Source organism: Enterobacter sp. JUb54 (genome assembly GCF_014298075.1).
Lineage (GTDB): Bacteria > Pseudomonadota > Gammaproteobacteria > Enterobacterales > Enterobacteriaceae > Klebsiella > Klebsiella lignicola.
Window position 1 is genome coordinate 1,799,706 of sequence record NZ_CP060418.1, and the last position, 16,834, is coordinate 1,816,539.

Sequence of the window (16,834 nt, forward strand, 5' to 3'; positions counted from 1 at the left end):
CCTTTTTGTTGTCAGCGAGCGGGCAGACCGGCAACCAGGCGACGCCAGCAGACTTAACGTTGAATATTGCCCTGAACTCAAAGAGCAACATGATGGTGAACTTATGTCTGAAACTCGTTTTCACGGCGTCCGCTCTCGCGAAAATACCGACCTACAGCAGGCAATCAATGACATTGATTCCAGCGTGATTGGTATTGTTGCGGTTGCTGATGACGCCGATCCGGAAACCTTCCCGCTCAATACGCCGGTTCTGCTGACACGGGTACGTAACGTCCTCGGCAAGGCAGGTAAAACCGGGTCACTTTACAAAGCCCTCAAAGCCATTTCCGATCAGTGCAGCCCGCGCGTTGTGATTGTCCGGGTTAAAGAGGCTTCCGGTAACGGCGCCAGCCAGTCCCAGGCCGTTATTGGCGGAACAGATGGCGACAGCTATACGGGAATGTATGCCCTGCTGACGGCGGAAGCCAAAACCGGCTATCGTCCGCGCATCCTGGCGGTACCGGACTACGACACCGAGGAGGTAACGTCACAGCTTTGCGTGATTGCCCAGAATCTTCGGGCTTTTGTTTATGCCGGTTGTAACGGCTGCGCGACCATGGCGGAGGCTATTGCTTATCGCAAAACCTTCGCTTACCGCGAGCTGATGCTGATCTGGCCTGACTTTATCGCTTACAACCCCCTGACGGATGATAACGAAACGTTTCCCGCCCCGGCTTACGCCTGCGGCCTGCGCGCCGCTATCGATAACAGCCAGGGCTGGCACAAATCGCTGTCGAATGTTGTGGTGAATAACGTTCTCGGTATTTCGAAGGATGTTTTCTGGGCATTACAGGCAGAAGACAGCGACGCGAACGAGCTTAACAACAACGAAATCACGACGCTTATCAAGCGTGACGGTTTCCGCTTCTGGGGTAACCGCACCACGGACACCGAAACCTACACTTTCGAGGTGTTCACCCGTACCGCGCAGATCCTGGCGGACAGTATCGCGGAGGCGCAATTTACCTCTGTTGACAGCCCGCTCACTCCGGCCAACGTGAAAGATGTGGTAAGCGGCATCCGCTCTGCTCTCAGCAAAAAAGTCACTGCCGGCCAGCTTATCGGCGCTGACTGCTGGTTTGATACGCTGGACAACGGCACCACGGATTTGCGCCAGGGAAAACTGATTGTGCGCTATAGCTACAGCCCGGTCCCACCGCTTGAAGATCTGACGCTATACCAGACCTTTACTGATGATTTTTACGAACCGGCGTTCGCGTCGCTCGGGGGTTAATAATGGCTATTCCTCACAAACTGCGGCTTTTTAGCTGCTTTGTTAACGGCGACAACTATCTGGGAAAAGTAACCTCCTTCACCCGGCCCAAACTGTCACGAAAGGTAGAGGACTATCAGGGCGGTGGCATGCTGGGCGCGGTCGGGGTTGATCTCGGCCTTGATGCTGGCGCACTGGATTCCACCGTTGTTTTTGGCGGCGTCATTAAGGCTCTGTTTCTCGAATACGGGGCAGAAATTGACGGCACGCGACTGCGCTTTGCCGGTGAATATTTCACTGATGGCGAAAGCCAGCTTGTCGAGGTGGAGCTGCGCGGGCGATTTACTGAACTCGATGGTGGAGATTCAAAACAGGGGGAAGATACGGAGGAAAGCTACACCTTTAAATCCACCTACTACAAATTCTCCATTGATGATCAGCCCATTATCGAAATCGACCTGCTGAACTTCATCTATAAAAAGAACGGTCAGAACATGTTCCCGGACCGCATCACTTCCGCCCTTGGCATGGGCAATTAATCATCTTTCAGAGGGGGGCAAAGATGCCGCCCGGAGATTTTTAACATGGTTAAAAAAACTAAAAACCTGTTCACGCTTATGCAGCCAGTAGTTCGTAAAGACAGTGAGATCGGTCAGGTGGAAATCACCAGCGCCATCAGTCAGGCCGGATCGTTGCGCGGCCTGAATCTTATCCGGGTTGCCAACATGGATGCAGACTCCATCGCAACATTGTTGACGCGTGTCACCGCGCCTGCGCTGACACAAAAAGAAATCAACGAGATGCACACTCTGGACTTTATCGGGCTGGCAGAGCTGCTGGTCCCTTTCTTGAATCCGCCGGAGCCTGGAGCGTCGAACGGGGCGGAGACGGAGAGCGAGTAATTACCGTTGCGTTTGACCAGATTGACGATTTGGTTGCTGATATTGCCGTTATTTTTAACTGGCCGCCCTCTGAAATTTTCGGCATGGATCTTGGCGAGGTGATAGCCTGGCGCAAGCGGGCGGCGCTTCGAAGTGGTGCCAGTGATGAAGAGTCTTGATATCCGCGTTGCGTTCAGCGCGATCGACAGGTTTACCCGCCCCGTTAATGCAGCCCGCCAGAGCGCGGGCGGCCTTTCCGACTCCCTCAGAAAAACACAATCCACCCTGAAAGGACTCGATAAGAGCAGTGCCACTTTTCAGCGAATGACCGCTGCCGTCGGCAAAACCGATCGTTCAATCTCACGAGTCCGTAACCGGTTTGATGGCTTGTCAGAAGCACAACGTAAAAACGGGACGCTGACAGAAAAACAGCAGGTACTGATGACCCGGCTGGGTGAACGCCTCGACCGACTGACTGCAAAACGCGTGACGGAAGTTGCTCGCCTTCGAGAAAGCGCATCGGCGTTACGTCAGCATGGCGTGATGCTCTCCGGCAGCAGTGCCACTATCGGTAACGCGATACGCCGTACCGATCAGCTCAGTCAGTCGCTTGAACGGGAAAAGCGCCAGCTGGCTGCGGTGACTCAGGCCCGAAAACGTTATGAGGGCGCACAGCAGATGGCCGGAAAGTTGCGCTCTGGCGGTGCTATAGCATTAGGTACAGCAACCGCTGCCGGGTACGGCGCCGGACGCTTCCTGTCGCCTGCGGTTGGTTTTGATGAGGAAATGTCAAACGTTCAGGCGCTGACGCGGCTCGATAAAAGTGATTCACAGCTGTCCTCCCTGCGTACTCAGGCAAAAAAACTCGGCGCTGAAACCGCCTTCACCACGCGCGACGCCGCCAGCGGCCAGGCCTTTCTGGCAATGGCGGGCTTCACGCCTGATGCTATCCGTGCCGCCCTGCCAGGTGTGCTCAATATGGCACTGGCGGGCAGCATGGAATTGGGTGAAACGGCAGACATCGGCTCAAATATTCTTTCACAGTTCGCCCTCGACGCCGGGGAAATGGACCGCGTCAGCGATGTGCTGACAGGCACATTTACCCGTACCAACACCACGCTTAGCAGCCTCGGCGAAACAATGAAAGTTGTCGGGCCGGTAGCGGCAGGACTTGGGATTAGCCTGGAAGAAGCCGCGGCGATGACCGGCACACTGGCGCGGGTGGGTATCCGTGGCAGCGAGGCCGGGACGGCAATGCGTCGCTCACTCTCCCGACTGGCCTCCCCTACTACGGCAGCAAAGAGAGCGCTTAAAGAGCTGGGTGTAGAAACCGCCGACGCAAGCGGGAAGATGCGTCGCCCGTTCGATATTCTTCTCGATCTACAAAAGCGTGTCTCCCGTTTCGGTGATGTGGACCAGGTTTCCTTTTTCAAAGACATCGCCGGTGAGGAAGGTTTTACCGGCCTTCAGTCTCTGGTCAAAGGCGCAGGTGATGGCTACCTTCAGTCACTCTATGAACAAATCGCTGAAGCCCATAAAAACCAGGAGGCGCTCGCCGTCGCTAACAAGAAGAAAGACAACCTTGGCGGCGATTTAAAGGAGCTGGACAGCGCCTGGGAGGCGTTTCGCATTTCTGTGGCTGAGACAGTGGACGGCCCATTGCGCAGACTGACACAGGGGCTTAGCCGGGTTATTGGCAGCATTCAAAGCTGGGTAGAAGAAAACCCCCGACTTTCACGAACGTTGTTACTTGCCGGTGGTACCGCTCTGGCACTAACCGCAGTAATTGGCGGTCTGTCATTAGCTGCTGGTCTGCTGATGGGGCCGCTTGCAAAGCTCAGGCTGGGGTTTGCGCTGCTGTCTGGCGGGAGCGGAATCGAAGGTACGGTATCAGCGTTCCGCATATTGAGTGCTGTGGGCGGCATTTCACTGGCAAAAATTAGCGGATGGGGTGCTTTACTCGGCGGTCTGGCTGGACGCGCCAGCGTATTAACCAGATTGATGGTACCACTGCGCGGCGCGTTACTTGGCGCCTTTACCTCTCCGGGGACGGTGATAAACGCCCTGTCAAAAGGCGTTGGCGGGCTGGCGCTGCGGCTAACCGGGATCCCTGCTCTACTCGGTATTGTGAAAAGTGGAATTACGGCTCTGGGCGGTGGATTGTCATTCCTGTTGAGCCCAATCGGTTTACTGGGTGCTGCATTCGTGGCGGCTGGGGTACTGATCTGGAAATACTGGGGACCGATTAAAGCCTTCTTTAATGGTTTTTTTACCGGTGTGATCCAAGGACTGGCGCCCGTACGAGCTGCATTTTCCAGGCTGTCTCCCGTATTCGGTGTCATTGGAGACGGTGTCAAAAAAATCTGGGACTGGTTCAGGAAATTACTGACCCCTGTTGAAGAAAGTCGCGAGGCGCTGAACAAATGCGCCAGCGCCGGGCAGACCTTTGGAGAGGTTCTGGGTGCTGCCCTTAGCGTACTGCTTTGGCCACTTCAGAAATTAATGGAAGGCGTTGGTTGGCTGCTGGAAAAACTCGATCTCATCCCCGATGGCATTGAAAGAGCCAGGTTGGAAGCGGCAAGGCTCAGGGCTATTCCGGTCATGTGGGAATGGGATGAAAAATCCGGGCGCATGGTTAAAAGGGAGTGGCAATGGTCATCTGAAAAGCCTGCAAGCAAAGGCAGCGCCCCGCCGCCCAATGTGCTCGGGGGCAACTCTGGAACAGAGCGGCGGCTGGGCCAAATCGCGGATAACACCAAAGGCCTTTTAGATGAGGAAAAGCGCAAACGTATCGGGCCGGGTGACATTGTATTTAAAAATCTCCCTCCAGCCTTTGCTGTGCGTGGTGAATGGCAGCAGTCGAAGCTTGTCCGCCAGTCTGTCAGCGCTCGCCCGGTTATTGCCGCTGGCGAACCATTGATAAAACATACGCAGGCATGGCAACCGGTACGCCGAAATCAAAGCACCCACACGGCGGCTGCGGCTTCAGGTTATAGTTTTTCCGGTGATATTCATGTTCATCTGCATGACATTCAGAGCAGCAATCCGCGCGAACTAGCACGACTTGTTGGCGAGGCTGTCCGCGCGGAAATTGATAAAAAGCAACGTGCTGCACGAGGTTCGTTCCGGGATAACGATTAATTAGGAGTAATAAATATGATGATGGTATTCGGACTTTTTGTATTTGAACTCAGGACACTGCCCTATCAGCAATTGCAGCTGTCCCGTAACTGGCGGCACGTCAAGAATGATCGTGTGGGCCGTAGCGCAAAATGGCAGTACGTTGGCGCAGGTGAGAACCAGCTGACGCTGGGTGGGTTGCTGTATCCTGAAATCACAGGGGGCAATCTGTCTTTGGGTGCCGTCTCGACAATGGCCTACACCGGGCTTGCCTGGCCGCTGATTGATGGTGTCGGCTCTATTTACGGGATGTATGTCATTACGGGTTTACAGGAGACGCACCAAGAGTTCGATCGTTACGGTAAGGCGAAAAAAATTGAGTTCACGCTTTCGTTACAGAGGGTTGATGAAGATATCAGGGAGCGGCTGCAAAGTGCCTCTGTGAGTGAACTGATGGCAACACTAAAGGATGGTTTTGATACAGAATTTAATGCGATTCATTAGTTAGTTTCATGACAGCCAGCACACATCGAGAACAATTTAATAATTCTGCCAAAACCACCAAAAATTCAACCCACCATTATTTAACATTTAACATAATTGAATGCACTACCAATAGATGCTGGGGAGGCTCCCTCCCCAAAAATATCAAGACAAAGCATTTTTAAGTATTTTAATCCTTACTCTGGCGTATTTTATCAAGTCATTTAAGTACGAATCAGTCCTATTAAATTCTATAATATTAAGCAGGCTCGCATATCTTTCCTCTGATTCATGGTCATTATTTAAACGCCAGATAAAGGAGCTATAACGAAACATCTTAACAAGGCTATCGTTATCTTTTCTATCGACAAAAACTGCCCAAAGTATTCTGTGTGTTTTTTTGAGCTGCACATCTATTCTTTGCGTGTAAAAATATGAATAAGCAACACACAAAATATTAATATCTGAATCAGTAATACTTTCAACCATACTTCTATCTAAAAAAGACAAATTCCTAGCAATAATAACACTATACATCGAGTAAGTATCATCTAGTTTAAGCAACGCAGATCTATACAATTTTTCATTTTCTTCATAATCATCTTGATGCCTTGCAATTTCCAAAATCGCCTGACTTTTAATGACACTAAAATTATATTTTTCGGCTTTTCTCAACACCTTCTTCAACTGTAATAATTTCGTCTCGCCAGATGATTTTTCAGCTAAAATTAATTCAGCATGCGTATATGTCGGTGAGTCAGGCTTACTCAGTTTTTTGGTTTCGTTAGCATACTCTATTGCATCAATTTCATGACCTGAAGCGTTTGAGTAAGATAATGCTATTTGTAAATTAGCAGTGGCAATTTCATGCTTCTGGAATAGACTAGGTTGTTCTAACGCTAGTAACATCTCGTCAACAGCCTCTATTCTATACCCAAGCATCCTTAGCCCTTTCGACAAAGAGAAGTGTAACCTACCTAAAGCAATTGTTTCAGAGGACTCTTTAATTAAGGCTTTTATTTCCGTCGCTGAGAATATAAGATCTTTGTAACGCTTATTATCCTCTAAAAACTTAAAAAAAGCCAATGCCAAGTTAAAGGTAGCCTTAATTTCTCGCCTCATGTCATTTTCGACAGCAAATCGCAAATAGGCGCAAATCAATATATGTGCATTTCCTGGCCCTGATTTATTTACATCCTGTAAATAACGTAAGGATGATTGATTAAACTTAATATCTCCAGTTATCCACATATCACCAAAAGTGAGGTCTAGATACTTCCTGACAATTGAAAAATATTCATCACGTTCAACATCCTGTCTTATATATATACCTACCAAGGGGTTTATCACATGTACTGGCTCCTTCTCTTTTGTCCCTCTTTCACTTAATACTATTATTTTCTCCGATGTTGTAATAAGACCAGAGTTAGAAATATCTAAAAAATCCGATGTCGTAAATGGTGATTTTGGATTGAATCTTTTAAGCCTCGAATATGTATCACCATACTGAAGAATTGACAATACTTTCAATAAAGCATAGTGTCGTGTAGAATCTTTTTTACTGATATAATTTAACAAAGATTCTTTCAAGCGAAGAGGAATAGGATCATCATCTTTAAACTCATCAAAATCAATACGTTGATTGTATTCGTCTTCTATAAGAGTTTCAATACCACTAATTTTTAACTGTAATATTATATTATTTAAACGAGTAGGCAGCCCTGCGGAAAGACGAACTATAGAATCAAAATATGATTGCGTCAGATAATCTTTATCGCCATCGGGATGCTCCATAATAAAGGATTTTATATCAGGCTCAGATAAAGGTTTTAATGAAATTATAGGATACTCTAAATTCACTAATGATGAATCGCCACTATTAATAATCAGAATATTGGGGATAAAATCAAGTAAGACCTTAAGCAGTTTATCGTAATCATTAAACCAAGTTATATTTTCAAGTGATGTTACTTCTTCAAACAGTATTGCTATGTCATTCCTTTCAGCTGCCAGCACAACAAAAGTGTGTAACCCATGCCCAAACCTCTCCTTAAATTTACTGTCGATATCATCCAGACTTGTACAGCCCTGAACATTTATATTATAGATTGTTTTTAAATTTAATGGATTTGCCGGATTCTCTTTAAGAGTATATAAGAAGCCATTTCTCTCCATCCCCCAATCTGCGACCAGAGAAACAACTCGAGAAACCTTAATGTCATCTGAAAATTGCGACTGCTCAACCAATCTTATATTTTTGTGTGCCGGGTAACGCTTTAGTGACATGGGTTCGAAAGGAGAAGCCCCGCTCTCCCCATCCCTTATATTCTCCATTGATTTTTTAATCTCAGTCGTAACCGCATCAAATATATTTTTTTCATTACTCTCAATATTTGATATTTCTTTTACATCAGATGGTGTATTCATAGGAATGAGATGCATTTTTAAACTAGCAAAAAAATCATTACACTCTATTCCATAGTATGGTCTAAACCTTCCTCTCAAATGTATATTACGGACACGAAGAAACAACTTGTCATATTTCTTTGAAACTATATCCTCATTGCTCTCAAAGAATGCCCAGATTACATCGGTATTTGCACTGTTATCAAATGCTATTTCCTGAAGTGATTCAATAAATATATCATCCCATCCACCGTAAGCGATCACTACCAAGGTGGTATCTCTTAACAACTGCAATAGAGATGATTTCAATTGAGGACGTTTTGTTGTCAGTTGCTTTGGTGTATGAAGTGTATCAGCCCCCTCCCAGAAACCATGCAGATGAATGACAGGTATACTTCGAGGAATATCACCATTAAAATTAGAAAGACTGCCATCACTATGAAGGATGGTTTTTAAGGGAATGATGTTATATTTTTTCAACCCTTCCTCAATTAATGGATCGAAATTTGTTGTTATTATACTAGTAACATTTAACGATTCTGATGATATAATTTCACACAGTGCATCCAATCCTCTCGGAATATTCCATAAATTCAAGTCCGGATTAAAAGCATTTAACACAGCATTTTTTATAATATCATTAACTTCATCTTGACTAAGATAATCCTTTATAAAATCAAATCCTTCTTGGTACCGCTCCGTTGTATTCGTTGCTTTTATAGTCTCTTCGTACTGTTCGAATAATTGTTCTTTTTTTAAAACATCCTCAATCATTTGTACAATTTCTGAAACTGTTGAAACACCATTTGAACCAGGTCCATCAGCAGCCGAAATTGGCGAACCAACTAAAATAGTGATCGGTTTTTTACTTCTTGTTATCGCACTTAATAGAGCTTTGTCAGAGGCTAGTTGCATAATTCAGTACTCCCTACTATAAAGACAATTCAATAACGATACATATTATATACTTAGCTTATCAATAATTTTTACGCAAGAAACGCAAACCTTAACTTATCATCATGATAAATATAGTTTTTATCCAAATCATAAGTATTGAAATTATCCTTATCAAATTGATTCGCCTGTTCAAAAAACAACCACAACCTTACTGATGCTCGGCTTAACCCACCGTCGTCTCCAAATTGCTTTGCTTCAATGAAGCCGATTTTTTCTATTTGATTACTTCTCATAAAGAAAGCACATTGACGTTCACCTGTGAATACATATAGCTAACTGTCGGGTTAGTGCAAATAGTATTTTTCTTATGTCACACGTTGCCACATGCATAGGGTGAAGTATTCGTTAGTCACATCTACCGCTTTGTTTGTGGACTCAGTCAGGCCTGCTGCATCAATGTAGGTTCCCTCAGTCAGCGCAAGCGGGCCGCTTTTCTGGTTGTCTGTTCCATGAGTTGTATTCGGATCCCACGTGGCACCAGGTGATCTGTCACCAGAACGATGCCAGTGGGGAGGCAGGTTATCGGCTTCGAGTTTCACCTTGTTACTGCCGCCGGTCGCGCCGTATTGAGAGCCGATCCGCACAACCCTTCCATCAAAGGTTTCGCTTAAATCAGCCCATGTCTGCCAAGGGAAACGAGTCGCCGGGCTTTGTTCTCCTGAGATGACGATCCCGACGTAAAAAATAGCGTCAACAATAGCCTTGTATCCGTCCCCATCGCTGCCCAGCCCCAGAGCTTTTAGCGCCTCAGATGGATTGCTCAGATCGGACAGGTTTTTCTCTTTTTGCAATGCGCCAATAATGCGTGAGTCATTTCCTGCGGCTACCGTTCCCGCCTCTGTGCCAACGTCCCGCGTGGCCGAGTTGCCCAGCTCCAGATTTTCCCTAGCCTCTTCAGCATCAGTTAGATCCGAGAGGTTCAGCTCGCGCCGCAAATAACGTTTATCGCCTGACTCCTGAGTTAAGGTGGCTAGCGTCGGATCGATAACCAGCTGCACATTTGAGCTGTGTGTCAGCGTCAGCACTAGCGTCAAAATGATCTCTTTGATAATGGAATCTGATTGCGCCGGGAGGTATGTCGCCGGGTATGCGCCGTAAGCGATGAGCGTACCCTTAGCGCTGACCAGCCCCGCCTCTCTGAGCGTCTTACCCGGATAATCCCGGCAGTTGATAACAATCTGACCGCTGATAAATCCCTCAAAGCTTGAATTAGAGTCAAAGGTTTCACGGCCAAACTGACCAAAAAGCGCCGTCACCGCCGCCAGGTCATCTGGATCGGTCGGTAAAGTCACGCCGCCGCCATCGCCGATAAGCACTGCGGTAATATCCACAACCTCACCCGCCTGATACGCAGCCTCGATTTCAGCGGCGCCCGCCGTCGTTAGTGTCAGTCCTGCGGCCATTATGCCTCCTCATTTTTTGTTTCTGGCTCAATGCCGTACACGCCGGCAAGGCGGTCATAAAAATCATCGCTGACGACCCTACTGGCGGTATCAATATCGCCTTCATCAATCGAAATTACGCCAGCATCCTGGAGCCTGTTCAGATGCTCCAGGAAAAAATCGTCGGTCTGGCAAAAGTCGATCAAGCTTTTTAATTGATTGAATGTCTTCATAATTTATTCGTTATCCAGTTGCCGGGTAAATCGTCGTAATCGTCGAGATCTGCGCAGGAATAAAACGCGTAATAATGCGCAGTGACATTTGGCACCTTGGCCATAAAGACCAATCCTTTACCGGTCAGCAATGCGCAGCCCCTGAATATGGCCGTGGTGGTGACAATATTCGGGTAGCTCGCAAGATTAAAAATCGCATTGACGTCACTGCGTAATGACGCGCAGCCGTCAAACAGATAACCCACGGTCGTGACCGCTGTGGTGTTGAGTAATCCCGCCCCAACGACTTCCAGCGAGCGACATTCCGCAAAGAGATTCGTGAACACCGTGGCATTTACGCTGGCGGCAAAAAGCCCCGCAGGCACTGAACGCAAGTTTTTACATCCCCTGAAGGTCTGGCCGTAAGCTGTCACCAGCGGGTTGCCGCTGAACAGGTTTTCCGGTATTTCCGCCACGCCAGTGTTCTGGAACGTCGCGCCAAACGCGGTGATAAGTGGGCAAGATGCAAACAGCGTAGGCGGAATGTCCGCCAGTGAAGTGCAGTCGTAGAACGTTGATCCAGCACTGGTCAGCAGGGTGTTATGCTCCAGTAAATCCGCAGGCAATACTGCCAGCGCGGTACAGCCGGAGAACGTCAGTGTTAACGAAGTGAGATTGACGCAACCCGCAAGCAGGCCGGATGGCAACGCGATCAGTGCGCTACAGTCCTGGAATGTGGATCCCATGCCTTTCAGGGATACCATGTCGCTGAACAGTTCTTTTGGCAGCCCGACCAGCGCGGAGCACTTATTGAACAGGAACTCGACGGCTGTCACTTTACCGCAACCAGCAAACATATCTCCCGCGAGGGAAACCAGTGAGCGACAGCCGGAGAAGGTGTAGCCCAAGCTGGTTAACGCACTACATCCACGAAATGCCCCTTCCCCCACAGAAACCAGAGAATGACAGTTCAGAAATGCATAAACGAATGTCGTCACCAGCGCTTTATCGGCAAAAGCGCCGGCCTCTACTTTGATAAGTGATTCGCAGTTGGCGAAAGCATATGAGTAAGTGGTAACTTTCGTGCAGTCAGCAAAAGACGGGAGTGCCGTCAGGCTGCTGCAACCATAAAATACGCTGGCGAATGTTGTCGCACTGACGCAACCGCTGAAAATATCATCAGCAACGGTCTCAAGGGAGCGGCAGCTGTAAAACGCAGAGGCAAATGTTTGCGCCAGGCTGCACCCGGCAAACAAGCCAGCGCCGACTGTTTTCAGTAAACTGCAACCAGAAAAGACCGTCCCGAAATATGTCACTTTTGACAGGCCAGCAAACAATTCAGCGGGAACAGACAGGAGCTGTGAGCAGCCGCTAAACGCGCCGCCAAAATGACTCGCCTCAGAGCAGGCATGAAACAGGCCGGCAGGTAATTCTGTCAGCGCGGCACTATTCTGGAATACGCCTGTGAAAATACCCCCCGGAACATCAGCGAACATGTCGCCACGCAACGCCAGAAGGTTGCGGCAGCCCCTGAAGCAGTACGAAAAGGATGTGGCTGAAACGCACCCTTTAAATACCCCGGCCCCGACACTTAACAGCGCCGTGCAGCCATCAAATGCACTGTTAAAACTGACCGCAGATGCGCAGCCACTGAATGTACTATTTCCGGTACTGGTAAGAGCGGTGCATTTTTCGAAAACAGAGATAAAGTGCGCCACCGCAGTCTGGCCGCTAAACAGCCCATCAGGGAGGATGGCCAGGGCTGTACAGCCGTAGAATGCAGAGGTGAAATCTGTGGCAGTAGTAAGGCGTGAGAACAGCCCCGACGGTAATTCTTCCAGTGAGGTGCAATCCCTGAATAGGGACGTGCAGCTCTGCACTTTCGGAAGATCATCAAACGCCCCGGCATGTACTCTGACAAGCCCTATCGCGCCTGAAGAAAAGGAGGTGAGATTATCCCGATTCCCGGTGACATAAATAATTTCACGGACGGTGTTCAGCGTCACGGAGACGTTCCCCATAGCCCGCTGAAAGCTGGCGGTTTCTGTATTTTTGACCGTTATTGTGTATTCCCTGCCCGCCTCCAGTTCACGGGTCGGAACAACCCAGCCATAAATGGCACTGGCCGGATCGAGGCGATACTCCCGGCTGTCGATGCCGTCACCATAGTCAACGGTGAAATCTTCGTCCATGCGAACAAAGAACAGCGGACGGCTTGCATTATCGATCCGGGTGACGAACTTCATCACCGCAACCACTTTCACACTGATCACCGCGCTAACGCCGTTAGTGGTGGTGACGGTGACCGAACAGCTCCCCCGCTCCACGGCCATGACCACAATGGCGCCATCGACAATCCGGGCGGTCGCAATTGTTTTATCCGATGTGGTTACCGTAAAGGTTTTATCTTCCGCGTATTCAGGAAGGATGGTTACCGTGACCGTTTCCGAGTCACCCGGTGCCAGATTCAGCTCGTAGCGGGATAAAATCACCTGCAACGGGACAAAGCGAGGCGTGATTTTCTCGGTGGCGTACATGTACCCGGCCGCATATGAGGTTCCCTGAAGCCGGCCAAACACATGCACGGAAAACCAGCTGCGCAGGTTCCTGGCACGCAACACCGCTAATTTCAGGTCCTGCTGGTCATACTCCGTCACCGGAAGATCGTTTTGATACACGTTCAGGCGAAAGGTATACGGATCCCCTTTCGGGTTCTGATTGAACCATTCAACAATATCCGTCCCAAAAGGACTGTCTACCAGGGCATGACGGACAGCGGCGACCGTGCCGCGATGGCGATGGATGTAATGCGCGCGCTTGATCGCATCGCGTTTCTTTTGTTCTGACCAGTCAATATTCCAGGTATCAACCTGATATTCCCACGCCAGCCACGGCAGGAGCGCCAGCGGGCAGCTGTCGGGATCTTTCACCCAGCGGATCAGATGTACTGGCAGACTCGCCAGCGCTGCGGCGCTGGCCCTGTCGATGGCCCGCTCTACGGCGGTAGCGTTGGGTGGCAGAATGCTGGCGGGATAATTAGCGGTCATGGTCCATCACCACAAGATTGATTTTGACGGCGGTGCAATGAGGCGCTTCTCCCATCATCGCCACGACGTCGGCGGCAGGTGAATGCAAATCGACGGTAACAACGCCGTCCTGATGCAGCGCCCCATCTATGCCGGACCGTGCGGCGGTGGCATTGATGAGATGTACAGAGGCGGTGTATTCGTTCAGTTCTGTGGTGGCATTTTCCAGCACCGTGGCAGTGTCCACGCCATAAGGGACATAAATGTCAGCGATCACCTGATAATTCACAATCACAGCGGAGCGGACATAATCGGCCACGTAATCCGTAATCGGACGCACATCCTCCGGGTTCACTGCTGTCAGCACTTTATCAAGCAGAACCTGCGGGGCGGTGCCATCCCCGGTACGTGACAACACGTAGAGGAAAACGCGACCCTCCTGGTCGTGCGTCTCCGGGCCATAGGCGCGAACATCGAGTACATCCGCATCAGCCCCGCGCGCAAAATAGTGATAGGCATTACGGGCGCCAGCCGTGCTCAGGCGCGCCCATGAGAGCAACGTACGGGCGCGCAGCTCTTCATCGCTTTCGTATATGGCGTCCGCCTCGTCGGTGGCTTCGGTAATCAGCAGGCGTTCCGTGTCAAAATTACCCGCGACCTGATCGAGATCCTCCCCCAGAGCGCTCGAAAGCAGCACCGCGCGAACGGCTTCATTGATACGTTGCAGCAGATGGATCTCGCGGTATGTAAACGCCTGAGCCAGTGCTGCCATCGGTTCAGATTCCAGCAGCAGCGCAGCAGACACAGAAGCTTGTTGTTCCGTAGGCATGGCCGCCACGATAAGCGCCCGGATATCAGTCAGCACCGTTTCAAAATCGGGCACCTCGACGATATCAGGCTGCGGGATCTGAGATAAATCGACAGACGTTTGCACACTAGCTCCTTAACCTGATGGTGTTGCTGGTTTCTGTCATGGTTTCCGTGATGGTGCCGCTCAGCTCAGCGGTCACTGCGCCTGTTTCCGAAAACATCACATTGACGGTGGTCAGGCTGATCCGCGGTTCCCACTGCGCCAGCGCAATGGCGGTGGCGCCCATCAGCTGCATGCGGGTGACGGCGTTCTGCGGCGCATCGAGCAAATCAGGGATCGCGCTGCCAAAGTCTCGCCGCATCACACGGGAGCCGGTTGGCGTGGTCAGGATTTTTGTCACGGACTGCCAGAGCTGATCGTGATCGGTCAGCACGCCGGTGCCATCCGGGTTCATCCCGGTATAACTTGCTGTCATTGCGGACCTCCCGTGGTACTCCCGCCAGACTGCACGCCACCGTGCTTATGTTCATGTACGATGATCCCGTTTGACTGCAACACGCCGCCGGAGTGGATCACATCACCGGCCATCGTCCCTCCATGGGTCAGTTCGAAAGAGCGCGTTTTGAGGTGTTTTGTGCATTCCACCTCCGGCGTGTCTAACGTGACGCGGGTTTCTGCCTGAATAAACGCGGTTTTAATGCCGGTCACGGCCAGTGCTCCGGCATCGTCGGCAGCGTCGTAGTGCAGGCGCGCGCCATCCGGTGCGGTGATGCTGATTTCCAGCAAGCTGCTACCCGTTGCCGGGTTGTCTGCGCTGTATGCCGAACCAATCACAAACGCGTTTTCAGGGTTGCCGCCAGGGCAACCGATCCAAACTTGCTCACCGACAGAGGGCGGCAACCAGATGGTGAATGCTCCTGCACGCGTGACGTTCCAGCGGATCCAGGTCGTCAGCAGCCTGCCGGAGCGAACACGTACCGCTTTTGCATCAGCGCTGATTTGCTCCACCACGCCCTGGCGCAGAATATTTTCAAGCAGGCGCATCAGTTCTGAGTTCATGACTCACCTCCCAGGCTGCTGATAGCGGCATTTTCCGTAGCTACCAGATCTGCCGGTGTCATGCCCAGCAGTTCGCGTGCCGGGTACTGCGCATAAGCACCCGGGCCAACTTCGTCTTTGAGGCCGTACTGGTGTATACGGGCAATGCGTGCGGCGATGCCATCAAATCCTACGGTAACGCCGCCCGCGTCCGGTCTGACCTTCATAAAACGCAGGGTGCGCAGGCGGGTAAACATCGGCGTTTTTTTGGTCACTGCCTGCGTCGTTGGCTGGGTTTTAATTTCCAGATAGCGCTCGATATCGGCCCGGTAAAATATGCGGATATCCCGGCGTTTCTCATCAAACCCTGTGATCGTCCGGCCATATTTACCGCGCCCGCCGCGCCAGTTTTTCAGCGCCCGCACCTCGTTATTCCAGACGAACTTGATCCCCTGTTGGGTGCGGTAAACCTTACGACGGCGCACGGCATAGCCGCTGCCGTCCGGGTTTTTCTGTGACGCGATGCGGCGCTGCTGACTGCGGCGCACTGCCAGGCCAATTTTGCGCGCGGTACGGGTGCGCCCCGCCGGGCTGACGCCGTCGAGAATGTCCTGAAAGATTTTATCCAGCCCGCTGAACATGCGATCGCTCACGCTCCGGCCTCCTGAAGCATGCCTTCAAATACCAGCCCCCAGCCAGTTGCGTGAGGTGTCAGCACGCGCGGGCGCGGCTCCGGCAAATGCTCGGCATATGGCACACCGTTTTCATCCAGCTGCACCAGTACCCGCTGACGCACCGGCAGCTCAAACATCAGATCGGCGGTGTCATCGTTGTTAATCAGCGTGGTGAATTTAATCTGCTGGTTTTTATCGGGGTTCAGCAGCAGATCGGGCTGATTAAACCAGAGCCAGGCCATCAGCGGCAGCGTGAAGTCGTCAATGCTCCCGGCGTAGTTCATGACGAACAGCACCAGAGAATAGCGATACATGAAAGACGACGTTTCACCGGTGGTTTCAATGCCGCCCTCTTCAACGAACACCGTCCAGGCTTCCGGGTTCGCCCGGCACCAGGTATTTGCCTTTTCGATCGCGGCACGCAGTGTGTTTATCTTCAGCATTTATGGCTCCTTACGGGTGTTCTGGCGCAGACTGTCCCACTGGCGGATCGCTGCTTTGTCGGCATTGCAGGAATCAAGCGCATCAAGCAACCTGTCACTGAATATCGCCACCGCGCCCCATGTCACGGGCTCATCCAGCGCCGGTGATG

17 protein-coding genes are annotated in these 16,834 nt (G+C 50.7%); 6 read left to right on the plus strand and 11 right to left on the minus strand.

Annotated elements, in window-relative coordinates; translation table 11 throughout:
• The first annotated feature begins 103 nt into the window (after nucleotides 1-103).
• Genes HF679_RS08230 through HF679_RS08255 form a run of 6 tightly spaced genes read left to right on the plus strand, consistent with a single transcriptional unit; the run spans nucleotide 104 to nucleotide 5,757 of the window.
• On the plus strand, nucleotides 104-1,273 hold the full coding sequence (locus tag HF679_RS08230; RefSeq protein ID WP_187042831.1) for a phage tail sheath family protein: 1,170 nt from the start codon (nucleotides 104-106) through the stop codon (nucleotides 1,271-1,273).
• Nucleotides 1,274-1,275: 2 nt separating this feature from the next.
• Nucleotides 1,276-1,791, plus strand: a complete 516-nt coding sequence (locus HF679_RS08235) for a phage major tail tube protein (protein WP_187042832.1) — start codon at nucleotides 1,276-1,278, stop codon at nucleotides 1,789-1,791.
• A gap of 45 nt (nucleotides 1,792-1,836) precedes the next feature.
• Nucleotides 1,837-2,154: a phage tail assembly protein gene (locus tag HF679_RS08240; RefSeq protein WP_152305845.1), complete on the plus strand. Its 318-nt coding sequence runs from the start codon at nucleotides 1,837-1,839 to the stop codon at nucleotides 2,152-2,154.
• Entirely contained in the window at nucleotides 2,154-2,312 is a 159-nt protein-coding gene (locus HF679_RS08245) for a GpE family phage tail protein (RefSeq protein WP_058343229.1), read from the plus strand. The genes HF679_RS08240 and HF679_RS08245 overlap by 1 nt, the downstream gene beginning before the upstream one ends.
• A complete protein-coding gene (locus HF679_RS08250; RefSeq protein WP_187042833.1) occupies nucleotides 2,299-5,274 on the plus strand; it encodes a phage tail tape measure protein in 2,976 nt (991 codons plus the stop codon). The genes HF679_RS08245 and HF679_RS08250 overlap by 14 nt, the downstream gene beginning before the upstream one ends.
• A 15-nt stretch (nucleotides 5,275-5,289) precedes the next feature.
• The gene (locus HF679_RS08255; RefSeq protein ID WP_187042834.1) at nucleotides 5,290-5,757 is read left to right on the plus strand and encodes a phage tail protein; all 468 of its coding nucleotides are present in this window, start codon (nucleotides 5,290-5,292) and stop codon (nucleotides 5,755-5,757) included.
• A gap of 144 nt (nucleotides 5,758-5,901) precedes the next feature.
• On the opposite strand, the gene HF679_RS08260 is transcribed toward HF679_RS08255, so the two are convergent.
• The 11 genes from HF679_RS08260 to HF679_RS24860 form a co-directional block, all read right to left on the minus strand.
• Nucleotides 5,902-9,057 (minus strand): SIR2 family protein, encoded by a 3,156-nt coding sequence (locus HF679_RS08260; RefSeq protein WP_187042835.1) that lies wholly within the window; start codon nucleotides 9,055-9,057, stop codon nucleotides 5,902-5,904.
• Nucleotides 9,058-9,128: 71 nt separating this feature from the next.
• The gene (locus tag HF679_RS08265; protein WP_187042836.1) at nucleotides 9,129-9,332 is read right to left on the minus strand and encodes a hypothetical protein; all 204 of its coding nucleotides are present in this window, start codon (nucleotides 9,330-9,332) and stop codon (nucleotides 9,129-9,131) included.
• A 72-nt stretch (nucleotides 9,333-9,404) separates the two neighbouring features.
• Nucleotides 9,405-10,502: a phage tail protein gene (locus tag HF679_RS08270; RefSeq protein WP_187042837.1), complete on the minus strand. Its 1,098-nt coding sequence runs from the start codon at nucleotides 10,500-10,502 to the stop codon at nucleotides 9,405-9,407.
• The gene (locus HF679_RS08275) at nucleotides 10,502-10,714 is read right to left on the minus strand and encodes a hypothetical protein (protein WP_187042838.1); all 213 of its coding nucleotides are present in this window, start codon (nucleotides 10,712-10,714) and stop codon (nucleotides 10,502-10,504) included. Before HF679_RS08275 ends, HF679_RS08270 begins: the two co-directional genes overlap by 1 nt.
• Nucleotides 10,711-13,740: a phage tail protein I gene (locus HF679_RS08280; RefSeq protein ID WP_187042839.1), complete on the minus strand. Its 3,030-nt coding sequence runs from the start codon at nucleotides 13,738-13,740 to the stop codon at nucleotides 10,711-10,713. The genes HF679_RS08275 and HF679_RS08280 overlap by 4 nt, the downstream gene beginning before the upstream one ends.
• Nucleotides 13,730-14,653, minus strand: a complete 924-nt coding sequence (locus tag HF679_RS08285) for a baseplate J/gp47 family protein (RefSeq protein WP_187042840.1) — start codon at nucleotides 14,651-14,653, stop codon at nucleotides 13,730-13,732. Before HF679_RS08285 ends, HF679_RS08280 begins: the two co-directional genes overlap by 11 nt.
• Nucleotide 14,654: 1 nt before the next feature.
• Entirely contained in the window at nucleotides 14,655-15,005 is a 351-nt protein-coding gene (locus HF679_RS08290; protein ID WP_187042841.1) for a GPW/gp25 family protein, read from the minus strand.
• Nucleotides 15,002-15,589 (minus strand): phage baseplate assembly protein V, encoded by a 588-nt coding sequence (locus tag HF679_RS08295; RefSeq protein ID WP_134936710.1) that lies wholly within the window; start codon nucleotides 15,587-15,589, stop codon nucleotides 15,002-15,004. Before HF679_RS08295 ends, HF679_RS08290 begins: the two co-directional genes overlap by 4 nt.
• Complete coding sequence (locus HF679_RS08300; RefSeq protein ID WP_187042842.1) at nucleotides 15,586-16,221, minus strand: phage virion morphogenesis protein; 636 nt, start codon at nucleotides 16,219-16,221, stop codon at nucleotides 15,586-15,588. Before HF679_RS08300 ends, HF679_RS08295 begins: the two co-directional genes overlap by 4 nt.
• The gene (locus tag HF679_RS08305; protein ID WP_187042843.1) at nucleotides 16,218-16,685 is read right to left on the minus strand and encodes a phage tail protein; all 468 of its coding nucleotides are present in this window, start codon (nucleotides 16,683-16,685) and stop codon (nucleotides 16,218-16,220) included. Before HF679_RS08305 ends, HF679_RS08300 begins: the two co-directional genes overlap by 4 nt.
• Nucleotides 16,686-16,811, minus strand: a complete 126-nt coding sequence (locus HF679_RS24860) for a hypothetical protein (protein ID WP_261802992.1) — start codon at nucleotides 16,809-16,811, stop codon at nucleotides 16,686-16,688. It abuts the gene before it with no gap.
• Nucleotides 16,812-16,834: the final 23 nt, after the last annotated feature.